We start from the raw sequence: 15,259 nt of genomic DNA, 5'->3' as shown, positions 1-15,259 counted from the left end.
TGCCTCCTAATAATTAGATACGTTAGAGAAACTGCGCCATTCACGAAATTCATCATCAATTCTTTTAAATATTTCAATCGGTATTTCACCAATCGGCAAACAAGTCAAATGATGCTCCGCTAAAGTATTTTTGATGATACGTAAATAAGCAATAGTATTAATAAAATCCTGGTCTAATCCATGATTTTCGCGGATTGCTGGTAAATTTCGACTTTCAGTTAACACTGCAATGGCATCATCATAGGAACCTTCCTTTTTTAGAAGGTTGGCCATCTCAATAACAAGGAAAGGCGCAATTTCTTTGTCTCGATGAAGTGTGAGAGCATATTTAAAGGTAGCAAGAGCGCAGGCATCATCCCCACGTTCCTTATAACTAAAAGCACATTCTAGTAAATCATCAAGAGAGTCCGAAGCCGGACCAACTTCAGACTGGCTCTTCTCAACCTCTTCGAAGGTAATATTTTTGTCATTATCCAAAACCAAAACTTTATTATCGGGCATCATCTCAGCCTTAGATACAGAGCTCGAGTCCTCCTCACAAGTGGGAAAATCATCCATTACTTCATCTATTATTTTTGGCGAGACAGCAATCTCAATATTCTCCACAATGACTTTTGCTATTGAAGATTCAACAGATGTAGTTTTTACCACATCAGGTTCTAACAGGCATTCAGATTCTAGCTGCTCTTCAACGTCTTTAGAACATTCAGCCGTTTCAGCTTCAATACTTTCACCGGCAGGACTATTGAGCAAATACAGCCTACTTGATTCCTTTGTCTCGACTCTATTGACTAGCATTGTATCAGCAACTACCCCGGCTCCGTCTTCTAGACATACCTTCTGGTAAAGATACTCAAACTCAGACAATGATCCCGGTTCAATTTCTATGATCTGACCAGGGCTAGAAATTGAGTCAAATTCTTCCTTATCATCGTAATAAACTATAAATCCAGCAAGTATGATCGCGAAGACAGCAAAAAAAGAAATTGTAGCTGCTATGCTAGTAAAATTCACTATGATGCGTGGAAGCACTAGACTGAGCAATAGGGCGCAAAATCCACACATTATAAGTGATTTTGGTCGAAGCTTGACACCAAGCACCTTATTCCCTAACGTATACATGATGATTACATTTACCGAAATAGCCACTACTGTAATTACTATGTATTTCATACAATCCCACCAGCCATTCAAAGTTCAGTGGATATATTCTAACGTCAAAAGCTTACCTATTGTAAAGTTTGCCTTATACATCCCCCGGGAATTATCTTACAATAATCTCAACCTCAATTGTTTCTCTTTATTATCGTTTTTGCCCTTTGTACCAAAGTCCTTTTTTTCAAGACTTTACTCCTGTTTTTTGTATTTTTTTGTCGAAACATCCCTTTTTTAGGCTTCATATGCCATCTGATCTCGTACTAAACGCTTTAATTTATAGATTAAGCTGTGGGACCAAATTTCTATATTACAAAAGTAGAAAAGGGACTTTCGAGCCGCCGTTTCTCGAAAATCCCTTTCTACGGTTTTAACCAGTTATCATTTTTAACTACTTTTCGTTAAAATCGATAAATCTTATCATTTTTCAATTTTTTTGACAATCTGTATGTTTTAAAGAAATGATAGGAGTTATAATGAAACACAGGGGTAACATTATAACATCAACAAGGAGGGTATATATTGAATCTAAGGCTTATTTTTATAGCCTGCTTACTTCTTATTTCAGCCCTTACCATGGGGTGTAGTGAAAAAAGTAGGAGCGTCATTACAAATACTTCCCAGTCCCAAAACACAAATACACCTTTTGTAATCGCAGGATCTGGCACGAATCTTCCTGTTACCGCTAAATTGGCAGAAGGTTATTATGCTAAAACAGGTATTAAAATTGATGTCCCTGGAAGTATCGGCTCTGATGGAGCAATCAACGCAGTAAAAAGTGGGAGCTTAGAGCTAGGACTAATCTCTAAGCATCTTACTTCTAATGAGTATACTGCAGGGTTAAAAGAAATACCTTACGCGAAAGTAGCGGTTGTTTTCGGCTCACATATAAATACACCTGATTCAACACTTTCTGACGCAGATATTATTTCAATAATAAAAGGCTCTAAAACAACCTGGTCTAATGGTACCAAAATACATGTCTTTCTAAGACAAAGTAACGACAGTTCCAACTTAGCTCTTTTTAATGTAGTTCCAGGTTATCGAGAAGCATTAATGGATGCTTCTGAACAGCAGCGCTGGCAAATCGTCTACCGTGATAGTGATATGTCCGAAGTAATCAAAGAAAATAAGGGTGCCTTTGGATTAACAGTTTCTACAGAAATCGCTAAAGAAGGTGTCAAAACAAAACCATTAGATTATAATGGCATATCTCCTACTACTGAAAATATCCGCAATGGTACCTATAAGCTGACAGAAGATCTTTCCTTTATTTACAAGGATACGCTTAGTAATCGCGCTGCTGACTTTCTGGAATACGTATTCTCAAACGAAGGACAAGAAATACTTGAAAAATGGGGCTCTAGCCCAATTAGAAGGTGATTACCATGTCAACACGCTTGCAATTTTCTCAAAACTTTTCTCATCAAATGGCTATTCTAGCTACAATAATCGGCATGGCAATCAGTTTTATGACCCCTGTTACTTATGGCATAATGGCTTGGCGGGATTTTAATGAAATTGCAGTTCGCCATACAGAAGATATTGCCCGTAAAGTAGGAAGAAGTGCCATGGATAATCCAGATTTATGGTATTACAATATAACTAAGTTTATAGAATTTATTAATGAAACAAACTATCAACATGAAATTAAATCAATTAAATCATATGATAGAAATTTGGATCTAAAATTCGAGCATGTTCTAAATGAGAAGGTTAACCTAACCTATGCTTTTCAAACACCCGTTAAATATGGTAATGAAACTTACGGATATATTGAAATTGAACAAAATATCCAGCCTCTGCTTATAACAATTACGGTTCTACTATTTTTCTTTACATTTTTAGGACTCAGTATAGGCATTCTTCTATACAGGTTTCCAGTCAATATCGTTAAACTAGCGGAAAAAGATGTCCAAAGCCATGCAGACCAAACGAAAAGACAAACTGATTTAGAAGTAGCGCGCCTTGATCGGTTAAGTCTTGTCGGTCAGATGGCAGCTGCTATTGGACACGAAATCAGAAACCCACTAACAACAGTTAAAGGGTATTTGCAATTTCTTTCGCAAAAAACAGTTTTTGCCCCTTTTGCATCCCAATTTAACTTAATGCTTGATGAGTTAAGCCGTGCCAATAGCATTATTGCGGAATTTCTTTCTTTATCCCATGAGAAAGCGATCAACATGACTCCCTGCAGCCTAAATCAAATTATTGAAGCTTTTCAGCCACTCCTTGAGTCAGATGCCCTGCTCCACGGAATGAAACTAGATCTTGATTTGAAAAGTATACCAAATCTACTATTGGATGAAAAAGAAATAAAACAGCTGATATTAAATCTTACTAGAAATGGGTTTGAAGCAATGCAATATGGCGGCTGTTTATCAATTCGTTCCTATACTCTAGACAACTATGTTGTTCTATCCATCATTGATCAGGGGAAAGGAATTGATCCTAACTTGATTACAAAGCTGGGAACGCCTTTTTTTACTACCAAAGACACAGGTACTGGACTGGGACTTGCTGTTTGTTATAGTATCGCTCACCGCCACAAAGCCAAAATAGATTTCGTAACAAGCAAAGATGGTACAACCTTTTCAATCTTTTTCCCACAAGTGGTCTAGATAAGAAAAGTTTCTACTATAAAACAAGTAGCTAATCCTAATAAGAGCCATATCATCTTCAAAAAGAAACAGATGGAATCCGTTTTGTAGACTCCATCTGTTTTTTTACATAATATAATATTTTACTCACAATTACCATATACAGTGGCAACAATATTCCCATTATTAAAACCCATTTTCGAATTAATATACAGGGATATTCTGTCTGAACATCTCGGCAATTATATTTTCCATGCTATACATTCCTGGCGGTTGGCAAATGAGAAATTTTACTGCAAAAATAGCCCCTTGACCAAACGCTCCCCTGCTGATGCTTTCATGAGATAATCGAATGGTTTGATTTGGCATCCCGAAGATGATTTCGTGGCGCCCAACAATTCCGCCAACACGAATTGAATTTATGTGCTCTTCTACATTGAGGCTAAGAGCACTTGCAATTTTTTGTGCTGTTCCTGAAACTTCTTTTTTACCTTTAAAATGCTCCTCTACAATTTCAATATCTGCATGAGGAGCTATTTTTTGCAAAATTTGGGCTGCTACCAGTAATACGTTAATCCCCAAAGTAATATTGGGAGAATAAAGTACTGAAGTAGTATCTGAAAAGGATTTTAGTAGATCCATTTCCTCCGGTTCATATTTTGAAATTGCAGAAATAATCGGAATTCCCACTTCCGCTGCTTTACTGTATAAATGAATCCCTGTAGAATCCGAAAAATCTACAAGAGCATCTACTGGATTTTCTAAAAAGAAATCCTCATCAATGTCCTCAATAGAAAAAATCTCCCCTGCATCAAACTCATATCCTAATAGGCGACTGGCATATTTGTGATGATCCTCGTTACTTCTACGCACTACCCACGCCAGCGTAAATAAATTGTCATTGAGGAATTCATTACTGATAACTTTACCTGTTTTCCCAAAGCCAAAAACACCAATCTTGATTTTCTCCAAAAAAACTCCTCCCTATAACTGTAATTTGTTATTCCGCTGCTACCCTTCATCCTGCATGAAATAGCACTTTTTACAAAACCAGTTTTTGAGAAGGAATATCAAAAAAGACCATTACTGGTCCTTTTTTTATGGCAGGACAACTAAATCCTTCTCTTTCAACGCCTACGAGGTTAGCTGACGGATTCGGGCAGAAAGAAATTCGCCCTACCTGCTTGCACAGGATTCACCCCAAAAATGGGTCCCCCGTTTCCAGTAAATGAAACTCGGCGATTACCTTAGAGAATTTAAATTTCTCTAACCATATCATACAGTTTTTTTTACTATCTTTCAATCTGTATAAAATGGGTATTAACTCTAGCGGCTTATCTATATCTACACAGATTCTGTTCTTAGGATAATCGATAAGAAAAGACTTGGCTTGTGCCAAGTCCTCGGACGCAGGCAGAAGCCTTAGTCGTTCTTACTTGGAATCAAGAAAGTGTTATACTTTCTGATTCCGTAAAAAAATAAGCAGAAAAACAAACTGTTGTTTTTCTGCTTATTTTTATCCTAATTAAAGTGTCTTTTGACCAGGCTGCCAATCAATAGGGCATAATCCGCCAGTTTGAAAAGCCTTTAATACCCGTAATATTTCATCCACACTACGTCCAACATTTAAATCGCTAACGATTTGATAACGAATTATACCTTCTGGATCAATTATAAATAACCCGCGAAGAGAAACACCTTTCTCTTCAATTAAAACGCCATAGTCTCTAGATACCTGCTTTGTGATATCAGAAGCTAGCGGATAATTCAATTCACCTAATCCGCCTTCTTCTTTTGAAGCTCTTATCCAAGCACGATGTGAATATACACTGTCAGTACTTATCCCAAGTATCTCCGCACCAATTTTATTAAATTCATCTAACCTAGAGTTAAATCCTTTGATTTCCGTTGGACAAACGAATGTAAAATCCAAAGGATAAAAGAAAAGAACAAGCCATTTTCCTTGATAATCTTCAAGCTTTACAACATGTTCCAATGTCTTAATATCCGCGGTAGTAGACATGCTAAAATCTGGGGCTTTTTGACCAACTTTGGCTGACATATAATCACTCCTATTATGTATTTAATAACAATTATTATTTACATAATATTATCAATTACTTGTTTTGTCAATCCTTTTGCAGAAGATTTAATTTTATATTTTTGTTAAATTTATCCGTTATTCTTTCTTGCCAAAATCGGTGGTCGCAAATCCTTTCGTTGGAAAAGCGCAATTTTCTGGAGCTATTTTACATCTGTCAGTACGAGCAAATCCCATACCTGCCGTACTGCAATCCAATTTACTATTATCTTCTTGAGTGATTTCATCCTGTTTACCAAAGTCAGTATTTGCAAATCCCCTAGTTGACAAACCGCAACTCTCAGAAGCGATATGATTATTTTCTGTACGTGCAAAGCCTTTACCTACGGTGCTACAATCCAATATACTTTCCTCACTATTCTTGTGATTCATATTATAATCCTCCTTCTTAATTACTAACAATTTGAGTTGAAAGCTTAAACAATGTTTATTTTACTTTATATCTGCATTTTCTCCGTTCTTTGTTAAATATATTCAACTATTTTCCACTCACTATTTTTCAATTAAAAATCTTTAGTTAAAGTTCATACTACCATAGATACAACGCATAATAAAAAGCTAACGGAATATCCGTTAGCTTTAAAAAGAGCCCGTAATGATCTACGCTACAGCCAATACCGATCATTACATACCTATACGCAATCTTTCGACTACCCACAAGCATTACACAACCGATACTGACCTTTGCTCGACTGCCACAGATACCTACCGAACCGGTCGCAATCTCTCGACAACGGCCGACCCCTATATCTTCAGCACCCATGACAGTCTTAGCTCGACCGTTATACATCCCTTTTGACCACACGACAACAGTTGGGCTGCCGTACAGCCTTACAAGACATATAACGATCTGCCCGCCGACTACTGCCGAACCTTTCGACCCGACAATAATCTTTGGCCGACCAATACCGAACCTTGTAAGATCCGGCACCAGTCTTGGCTCAACCATTACGAACCCTCTACAATAAATAGTATGGCTTAAAAAGTCAAAGGAATACCTGGGATTTATTGTGTTTTTTTAACCACATACATTGCCACTTGCTTTATGTCACTGAGCCTGCCCCTCTTGAAATAGGTTGTATTTTGTTCTGCGTTGTAATATATACACCTATTAGAGTAAGAGACATACCGATCAAATGGTATGCTGAAATTTTTTCTCCATATAGGAATACGGCAATCCACAACGCATTTATCGGCATAAGGTTAATATAAGCTGATGCCTTGGTTGCGCCAATACGTTGAATCCCCCAATTAAACAGCAAAAAGGCCACTACTGTAGCGCAAGTCGCCAGATATATTATTTCCAGCATCGTTTGGTTGGATAGGTTTAAGACTTTGCTCCATTGATCTTCTTTTATTATCGAAAGGACCAGCAACATCACTGCCCCCATCATTGTTGATACAGCAGTGACTACAGTTGTTCCGATGGTGCGGCTGACTTTTTTAACAAGCAGGGTATAAATAACCCAACTTGCAACGGAACCAAATAAATAAATTTCGCCACGACCAATAGACATCTGAGTCAATACACTTAAGTCTCCTTTACTAACAACTAAGGAAACACCTAGTAAGGATATGATTACTCCCAGCAATGTACGCCAGTTCCACGCCTCCCCCATAAAGAAGCTAGCAATACATGTTGTAAAAACTGGATTAATGACAATAATCAGGGCTGCCGTTACCGCTGAGGTATACTGTAAGCCTGTGGCAAAAAAATAGTTATAGGAAAAAACACCTGTTGCACCTAAAGCTAATAGATAAAAAAAGTTTTGTTTAATCGGCAGCCAAGTCAACTCTTTACGCCAACTGCTCCAAATGAGCATAAGTAATCCGGCAATGATAAATCGCAGGGCTGATGTCGTTAAGGGAGATAATTCCGATAAAATATGTTTCGTTGTCCCAAATGCACCGCCCCAAAATAAAGGCACTAATAAGAGAATGAGATAAGTTTTAGTGAGATTTTGTTTTTCCATATTTACACTCCTATACTGCAGAATTAATAGTGTCTGACTTTTGAACTATAAATAAATGCCCTATCGTTCCTTATCTTGAACAATAGGGCATAGTCTTTAATAGGAAAATCAGATACTTATTTTCTCTTTCATTTTCTCAAATTTGCTTGACCCAATTCCTGGGACCTTCTTTAATTCGTCAATATCTTTAAAACTACCATTGGTCTGACGATATTCTATAATACGCTCTGCTAATGCTGGCCCTACCCCAGGCAATGCATCCAATTCGTTTTTTTCTGCAGTATTAATATTAACGGTATTGCTGCCACCCACCTTACTCTTGTTTAAGCCAGCAGCTACGTTGTTACCTTGGACTATTGCCCTCTCCACTACATGAAGATGCGCACCATCTTTTACACTCTGTGCCATGTTAATTTTTGTTACATCGGCATCAGAGGTAAGACCACCAGCCATAGCAACGATATCAAAAACTCTTGCATTCTGTGAGGCTTTAAATACACCTGGGTTATGAACTGCTCCACTTATATACACAAAAATTTCACTGTTTTTTTCTTCGCTAATAGGAGCACTTTTAGCTAGGGCTTCACTAGAAGATGTCGACGCTGATATTGAACTCTTCTGCCAAAAACTATAAAAACTACCTGCTACAATTAATACCGCCAGCATCACAATAAATAATAATTTATTCCTTTGCTCAAGCACGATATCCCTCCTGTTGTAACTTGTACTAACACCTTCGACAAAATAAAGTGTTTTCCTTTTATTTACAACAAAAAGTTCAGTTATTTTCAGTAAATTTTTTATTTATTCAATCCGCTCCAAATTAGGATTTTCACACACAGACCGGCCAATCTTAGAAAGATTACGCCACTCACCATTTACTTTTATACGAACAATATCTGCCGTGAAATCATTATTGGTTTCATCAGAATTCTCCAGCAAAGATGAGCCAACTCCATAAATATCTACAGGCACATCCATCTCTTCAAATTCACGAATTTTCTTGGCGTTGAACCCTCCGGTAACACAAATTTTGATTTGTTCACACCATTCTTTAGCAATCACTATTTCTTCTGGTGTCAGATCCCATTCAGTATACACTGTATCAATTGCCTCTCGCAAGTTCCACACGAGCCTTGGTGATACCCCCATATCTTGTTGCTTATTTCCTGTGGGTACAATAGACTTATCCCGCATATTTTTAGAAGTATCAGGGCGTACTCCATATAGTTTATATTTTTCCGCTTCTTCTAGCTGTCCCGCTTTAAAGTAAGCAAGATATTTTACAAACATAGCTGCCATTACAGCTTTCGTTTCACCAACACAGTCATTATGAAAATCAACTAGCACTAGTCTAGAAACTTCTTTTGGGAAAATCCTAGAGTATTGCATCATGGTCTCTACAGTGTCTCCCATGAAACAGCAAATTGTCGCATGAGCGATAGTGCCTCCGCCCTCGCCCCCCCACCAGGTACCCTGTTCATCGGTACTGACAAAACGGCAATTCTTTTTACTGTATTTTTGATTATAAGCCTGAATTGCTATAGAATATGCATACCCATGCAAGGCTTGCATCTTATAGTGGGCAAAACGTGCAGGAAAAAACAAAATATCTTTCGCACGACTAGCAACTAGAGTGTTATATACATTCGTCGCAATACGAGTGGGTTCAGCAATAACTCCAAGTATCACTGTTTCTAGTTTTGCAAAATCTCGATAGCGACCGCGAATCCTCAGAACAGGTTGAACACTTAAAGGATCACCATCATAATAGACAAACGTACCATCTTGTACAGCCTCCACCTCTAGTTGGCTATAAGTATTTATGAATTGCCCGTCATCATTAAAGTACCCCGTACACATTTTTATAATCGCAAGAGCCTCATCTACTCCTGCCACCAAACTACAAGGTCTTCTCCGTGTAAAAAATTGCATCTCCACTTCCACATCGCCAACCGGTACGGTGGAACAATCTATTTCTTTAATATCACTATTACCAGCAAAATGATATCCTTCCTTTGCCAACGCTTCAAGCAATATTACATTGTTACTAAAATATTTATCAGAATACCAACCTCGTCGTATTTTATCTGCCTCAATTTTAAAAATTTCTGCTGCTAATCTTTCTCCATTAAATATAGCCATTTTCCTGCTCCTTTCACCTTTAAAAATCCAGACTCTGTATTTCCAATAACTTCTATGAATATTTTTCCATACGTTACTTATTCATCATTTTTTACACAAAATTCCTCATCGTCCTTTTCCGTCCATTTAGGATTAAAACGATAAAGTTTTGAAGGCCTAAAACGTTTCCCCTCAGATAACAGAGTGGTTTTTGTCAGCATTCGCTTTACTTTTTTTCTAAAATAAGCATCTGCCAATTCTCGGCTATATAATACTTCATATACTTTTTGTAATTCAGTAAGCGTAAATAATTCTGGCATCAAACTAAAGGCGATATCTGTATACATTACTTTATTTTTCATTCTATCAAGAGCATATTGAATAACTTTCGCATGGTCAAAGGCCAAGCCATTCTTATTCTCAATATAGGTGTTTTCCGTTTTAGAAATATGACCTTCTACTATTGTTTTGACCATAACATGGTCTTTTATCGTAATTTCCTCATTTTCAACTATAATCTCAAATGTCTTTTCAAGAATGTAACCATTTGCTGTTGGACTTTTTATTTTTCCGATTACCTTACTACTAACATTGAACCATCTTACATCCTCTGCGTCTTCACCGGATTTTACAATAAACTTTTCTCTATCTACTAAAGCCATATAAGATGTACTGATTACTCTACGTCGAAGATCAGGGTAGACCCGTCCCCAGGTATACAGTTGTTCCATATACACATTTTCTAGATTGGTCTCCGCCTTTAACTCCCTTACGGCAGCTTCGTCAATACTTTCTTCGTAATTTACAAACCCACCTGGCAGCGCCCATTTACCTTGCTGAGATTCACTTTCTTTCGTCGATAAGGGATCTTTTTTCTTCTTTACTAATAATATTTGCAGAACCTTGTCAGGGAGACGTCTAGGATCCTTATCTTCACCATCAATCGCACTAAAGATAACCATATCAACTGTATTAGATGATTGTATATAGGCACTTTTATCACAATCTCTAAAAAAACCATTTTTAGCATCAATCATATTTTTTACCTCCCGCTAATCATCAAAATATAAAGAGTAATTGGCGGTTTTTATTTAGGATCTTTTTGATATTATCCTTTTGATATTATCTTATTAGTATTATTATACATGTCCATTCTATCCTTGGCAATAATTTTCAGAAAACTTTCTCGAATTTAGTCATACTGTATTATTTGAGGGATTGATTTGTAATAGTAAAACCCGATCTAATAAATTAGATCGGGTTTTACTTTCTTAATTATACTTTTAACGTGCTACAATATTAACTAACTTTCCTGGTACGGCAATTACTTTTATCACTTCTTTACCTGACAGCAAAGCTTGTACTTTTTCCTCCCCTAGAACCTTCTCTTCCAATTCATTGGCATTTAAAGTAGCAGAAACAACAATCTTCTCTTTTACCTTGCCATTCATCTGTACAACAATTTCTACTTCTTCAAGTTCAATTGCTTTTTCATCAAAAACAGGCCACAACTGTTTGTGAACACTACCTTGACCAATCGTTTCACTCCACAATTCTTCTGTAATATGAGGTGCAAAAGGAGCTAATAAGCATAATAAGCTTGAAACAGTTTCCCTCACTAATCCAGGATTTAGAGATACATTCTGATCTTTAATAGTATACATGGCATTTACTAATTCCATGATAGAGCTGATAGCTGTATTAAAATTAAAACGATCGCCAATGTCTTCCGTTACCTTTTTAATTGTCCCATGCAATACACGTCTAAGATTACGTTCATCCTTAGTAAGAGTACTACTATCATACTCAGTTTCTTCCCCTGCCATGAAAGAAGCATAATGATCAATAATACGCCATAAGCGTCCTAAGAAACGATAAGAACCTTCTACTGCTTGGTCATTCCATTCTAAATCACGCTCAGGTGGTGCCGCAAATAGAATAAATAATCGGGCTGTATCCGCGCCATATTTTGCAATAATTTCCTCAGGAGATACTACATTGCCTTTTGACTTAGACATTTTAGAACCATCTTTAATAACCATACCCTGTGTTAGCAAGTTTTTGAAAGGCTCATTCACATTTATTAAACCAGCATCTTTTAATACTTTAGTAAAAAATCTTGAATACAAGAGATGCAATATAGCATGTTCAATGCCACCAATATATTGATCTACAGGTGCCCAATAGTCTGCTTTTGTAGAATCAAAAGGTGCTAACATATTCTTCGGATCTGTGTAACGCATATAATACCAAGAAGAACAAATAAAAGTGTCCATAGTATCTGTCTCACGTTTAGCAGCACCGCCACATTCAGGGCATGTGCAATTTACAAATTCTTCCACTTTAGCTAGAGGCGAAACAGAACCTGCACTGAAATTAACATTTTCCGGTAATAATACAGGTAGCTGATCTTTAGGCACAGGTACACTACCACAGCTAGGACAATTAATAAGGGGAATTGGTGCGCCCCAATACCTCTGACGCGAAACTAACCAGTCACGTAAGCGATAATTTACACGCCGTTTGCCATAACCTTGTTCTTCCAACCATTTTGCAATTGCAACCTTCCCAGCTTCACTCTTCATACCTGTAAATTGTCCGGAATTTACGATAACACCATCGCCATCATAGGCACCTGTCATAGATTCAATCGTTAGCTCTTGTCCTTCAGGCTGTATTACTAATTTTTTTGTTAATTTATATTTATTAGCGAATTGCCAATCTCGTTCGTCATGTGCTGGAACCCCCATTACTGCTCCCGTACCATATTCCACTAATACATAATTAGCTACCCAAATTGGCACTTTTTCACCAGTAAAAGGATTGACTGCATACGCCCCAGTAAACATGCCTTCCTTCTCAAATTCACTAGAAGTACGACTAATTTCGCTCATATTTCTTACTTTTTCTACAAATTGGCGAACAGCCTGTTCATTTTCTTTACCAGCAATAAGTTTCTCAACCAGTTTATGTTCAGGGGCTAATACCACATAACTTACCCCAAAAACGGTATCATGCCTAGTTGTATAGACAGCGATTTCTTCTTCAAAGTCAGCTACGGCAAAGGTAAACTCGGCCCCTTCACTGCGACCAATCCAATTTTCTTGCATAGTTTTGACTCGCTCAGGCCAGCCTTTTAATTCGCTAAGATCACTTAAGAGTCGATCTGCATATTCTGTTATTTTGAAGAACCACTGTTCTAATTCTTTTTTCACCACGACGGAATCACAGCGCCAACAGCAGCCATCAATTACCTGTTCATTTGCTAGTACCGTATTACAGTCATTACACCAATTTACCGCGGCTTTTTTCTTATAAGCAAGTCCACGTTCCACGAATAACAAGAATAACCATTGCGTCCAACGATAATAGTCAGGGTGACATGTAGCGACCTCTCTATCCCAGTCGTAGGATAGCCCTAATTCTTGTTGTTGACGGCGCATATTTGCTATATTTTCCCAAGTCCATTCTGCTGGATGAACACCATGTTTAATTGCTGCATTTTCTGCAGGCATACCAAAGGAATCCCATCCCATTGGATGAAGAACATTATAACCTTGCATGCTTTTAAATCTAGCAATTACATCACCTATGGAATAATTGCGAACATGACCCATATGTAAATTGCCCGATGGATAAGGGAACATTTCCAGAACGTAATATTCCGGGCGCTGACGATTTAGCTCTGTCTTAAAAGTATTATGCTCAGCCCAGTGCTTTTGCCATTTGGATTCAATTTCTTTAGGAACATATCTTTCATTCATTCAAAAAAGCCTCCTATTTATAAAAAAATAAAAAACCGCCCCTTGGCTAATTAGCCAGGGACGAGTTATACATACCCGCGATACCACCCTGATTGATAGCAATTGCCATCCTCTCAATGATTGTTAACGCTAATCAAGCGTTAGCCACTACCAAATTCATGGCTACTCCTCCGCAGTGAGTTCAACTTATTTGGGATTGGCTCGCATCATCCGCCAACTGTCTGCACCACAAATAAAAAGCTTACTATTCTGCCTCTTAGGACTTACACAATATTATATCCCACCCCATCTAGAAAGTCAATTAACACTATTCAGTCTATTTTTTTACCAATTGTTCTATATTCGAAAGGATTGGAATACATTTTTTCTTGGGAGGTGTATTCTGTGTATAAGTTAATCATTGGCAATATTAGAATCACTGTATCTGATGATTCGATTAGTCGCGAACAAGCTACTACCGCTGCTAGGCAATCCATTGCAGCAGCGCAAGGGCAAGGAAAAGTTTTATCCCATATTGAAATTACTAAAGGGGAAACAGGTCTCGATATAATCCCCACAGAAAAAGCAGGACATAGACAGTCGCGTAAAACCATTAAGCAAAGCATGCTAGACGGTATGCAAATAGCAATTCAAGAAAAGCTCTATCCCACTGGTACCTTTAGCAATAAAGATCTTTGGTACGATGGAGATACTGGGCAGGAATGGACTGGTAATGCAGTAAGTGATGCTAGAGATGAACTTGTGAAGGCTTTTGAAAATTGGGCTTCGACTATCAAGTAAGCCAAAGGCTTGAATTTACAAATAATATTTGATAAGGATACCTAAAAAGAAGGTATCCTTATATTTTTTTAAAAAGCCTGCCTACGTTCATTTTGCATATCTAGTGTCTGAAGAGAATTTATAGAATTTTCGCGAACCTCTTTATCTTTGTCATTTTCAATCCAATCCTTCAGTAAGGTAACCACTTGCTTCATTTCCCACTCATCCCATAATACACGTCCATATAATAAAGCAACCACTCTTCGTACTTGGGGCTGCTCAATAGCAGAAAACTCATTTATCATTAATCTTTTATATAATGTCAAAAATAAGGGGCGAACACAAGTTACTTTTTCAACCATCGTTGCAGCCTGCACCTGAATGAAAGGATCGTCATGTAATATTCCTCGTACAACTTCACCGAATAGAAGTGGATCAGCAGCCGCAATTTCGAGTAATTTTTCTAAAAGATTATTGGATTCCTCTTTATCTTCACGTAACATTTCCCATGGAATTAGCAAATTCTATTTCCTCCTCAAAAACCTTCTATTTTTATAACGTATATGCAATCTTGTAAAAAGCATATCCTTATTATAACTTGAATATTCAATAGTACTAAGATAAACTATATTTGTTGTAAGCTACAGTTTTAATTTTAATTTATTGTTCCTTATGCCATTGGACGAAACAGTGCAAAACCTAATTTTTCCCCATCATGGCCTGCATTCATAGATGTAGCTGTAAAAACATTGTCTTTTTCTTTGTAATATTCGCAGGAAATTT

At 37.3% G+C, this 15,259-nt stretch carries 14 protein-coding genes, 1 riboswitch and 1 other annotated feature; of the genes, 3 read left to right on the top strand and 11 right to left on the bottom strand.

Going from position 1 to position 15,259, the window contains the following annotated elements:
- Positions 1 to 6: 6 nt before the first annotated feature.
- Complete coding sequence (locus QSJ81_RS17990; protein ID WP_285718729.1) at positions 7 to 1,173, bottom strand: hypothetical protein; 1,167 nt, start codon at positions 1,171 to 1,173, stop codon at positions 7 to 9.
- A gap of 504 nt (positions 1,174 to 1,677) precedes the next feature.
- On the opposite strand from QSJ81_RS17990, the gene QSJ81_RS17985 reads away from it, so the two are divergent.
- Together QSJ81_RS17985 and QSJ81_RS17980 are read left to right on the top strand one after the other, a co-directional pair.
- The gene (locus QSJ81_RS17985; RefSeq protein ID WP_285718728.1) at positions 1,678 to 2,538 is read left to right on the top strand and encodes a PstS family phosphate ABC transporter substrate-binding protein; all 861 of its coding nucleotides are present in this window, start codon (positions 1,678 to 1,680) and stop codon (positions 2,536 to 2,538) included.
- 5 nt (positions 2,539 to 2,543) lie between these two features.
- Positions 2,544 to 3,776 (top strand): ATP-binding protein, encoded by a 1,233-nt coding sequence (locus QSJ81_RS17980; RefSeq protein WP_285718727.1) that lies wholly within the window; start codon positions 2,544 to 2,546, stop codon positions 3,774 to 3,776.
- Positions 3,777 to 3,959: 183 nt separating this feature from the next.
- On the opposite strand, the gene QSJ81_RS17975 is transcribed toward QSJ81_RS17980, so the two are convergent.
- From QSJ81_RS17975 to leuS, 9 genes are all read right to left on the bottom strand, one after another.
- A complete protein-coding gene (locus QSJ81_RS17975; RefSeq protein WP_285718726.1) occupies positions 3,960 to 4,727 on the bottom strand; it encodes a 4-hydroxy-tetrahydrodipicolinate reductase in 768 nt (255 codons plus the stop codon).
- A 145-nt stretch (positions 4,728 to 4,872) separates the two neighbouring features.
- Positions 4,873 to 5,006, bottom strand: a riboswitch (cyclic di-AMP (ydaO/yuaA leader).
- Between the two features lie 274 nt (positions 5,007 to 5,280).
- Positions 5,281 to 5,817 carry a peroxiredoxin gene (locus QSJ81_RS17970; protein WP_285718725.1) on the bottom strand — a complete coding sequence of 179 codons (537 nt, stop codon included), beginning with the start codon at positions 5,815 to 5,817 and terminating at the stop codon, positions 5,281 to 5,283.
- A 117-nt stretch (positions 5,818 to 5,934) separates the two neighbouring features.
- A complete protein-coding gene (locus QSJ81_RS17965) occupies positions 5,935 to 6,228 on the bottom strand; it encodes a hypothetical protein (protein WP_285718724.1) in 294 nt (97 codons plus the stop codon).
- A gap of 157 nt (positions 6,229 to 6,385) precedes the next feature.
- The gene (locus QSJ81_RS17960) at positions 6,386 to 6,805 is read right to left on the bottom strand and encodes a hypothetical protein (protein ID WP_285718723.1); all 420 of its coding nucleotides are present in this window, start codon (positions 6,803 to 6,805) and stop codon (positions 6,386 to 6,388) included.
- A 94-nt stretch (positions 6,806 to 6,899) separates the two neighbouring features.
- A complete protein-coding gene (locus QSJ81_RS17955; RefSeq protein ID WP_285718722.1) occupies positions 6,900 to 7,829 on the bottom strand; it encodes a DMT family transporter in 930 nt (309 codons plus the stop codon).
- 108 nt (positions 7,830 to 7,937) lie between these two features.
- Entirely contained in the window at positions 7,938 to 8,531 is a 594-nt protein-coding gene (locus QSJ81_RS17950) for a ComEA family DNA-binding protein (protein ID WP_285718721.1), read from the bottom strand.
- A gap of 102 nt (positions 8,532 to 8,633) precedes the next feature.
- On the bottom strand, positions 8,634 to 9,974 hold the full coding sequence (locus QSJ81_RS17945) for a nicotinate phosphoribosyltransferase (RefSeq protein ID WP_285718720.1): 1,341 nt from the start codon (positions 9,972 to 9,974) through the stop codon (positions 8,634 to 8,636).
- Positions 9,975 to 10,051: 77 nt separating this feature from the next.
- Positions 10,052 to 10,990 carry an NUDIX hydrolase gene (locus QSJ81_RS17940; protein ID WP_285718719.1) on the bottom strand — a complete coding sequence of 313 codons (939 nt, stop codon included), beginning with the start codon at positions 10,988 to 10,990 and terminating at the stop codon, positions 10,052 to 10,054.
- 246 nt (positions 10,991 to 11,236) lie between these two features.
- The gene (gene leuS / locus QSJ81_RS17935) at positions 11,237 to 13,717 is read right to left on the bottom strand and encodes a leucine--tRNA ligase (RefSeq protein WP_285718718.1); all 2,481 of its coding nucleotides are present in this window, start codon (positions 13,715 to 13,717) and stop codon (positions 11,237 to 11,239) included.
- Positions 13,718 to 13,770: 53 nt separating this feature from the next.
- Positions 13,771 to 13,984, bottom strand: a binding site (T-box leader).
- A 117-nt stretch (positions 13,985 to 14,101) separates the two neighbouring features.
- On the opposite strand from leuS, the gene QSJ81_RS17930 reads away from it, so the two are divergent.
- On the top strand, positions 14,102 to 14,497 hold the full coding sequence (locus QSJ81_RS17930; RefSeq protein WP_285718717.1) for a hypothetical protein: 396 nt from the start codon (positions 14,102 to 14,104) through the stop codon (positions 14,495 to 14,497).
- Positions 14,498 to 14,565: 68 nt separating this feature from the next.
- Here the strand turns inward: QSJ81_RS17930 and QSJ81_RS17925 are convergent, their stop codons facing one another.
- Positions 14,566 to 14,997, bottom strand: coding sequence for a hypothetical protein (locus QSJ81_RS17925; RefSeq protein WP_285718716.1), 432 nt, complete (start codon positions 14,995 to 14,997; stop codon positions 14,566 to 14,568).
- Between the last annotated feature and the right edge of the window lie 262 nt (positions 14,998 to 15,259).

Source organism: Pelosinus sp. IPA-1 (genome assembly GCF_030269905.1).
Taxonomy (GTDB): domain Bacteria; phylum Bacillota; class Negativicutes; order DSM-13327; family DSM-13327; genus Pelosinus.
This window is presented reverse-complemented; position numbering and strand designations above follow the sequence as displayed.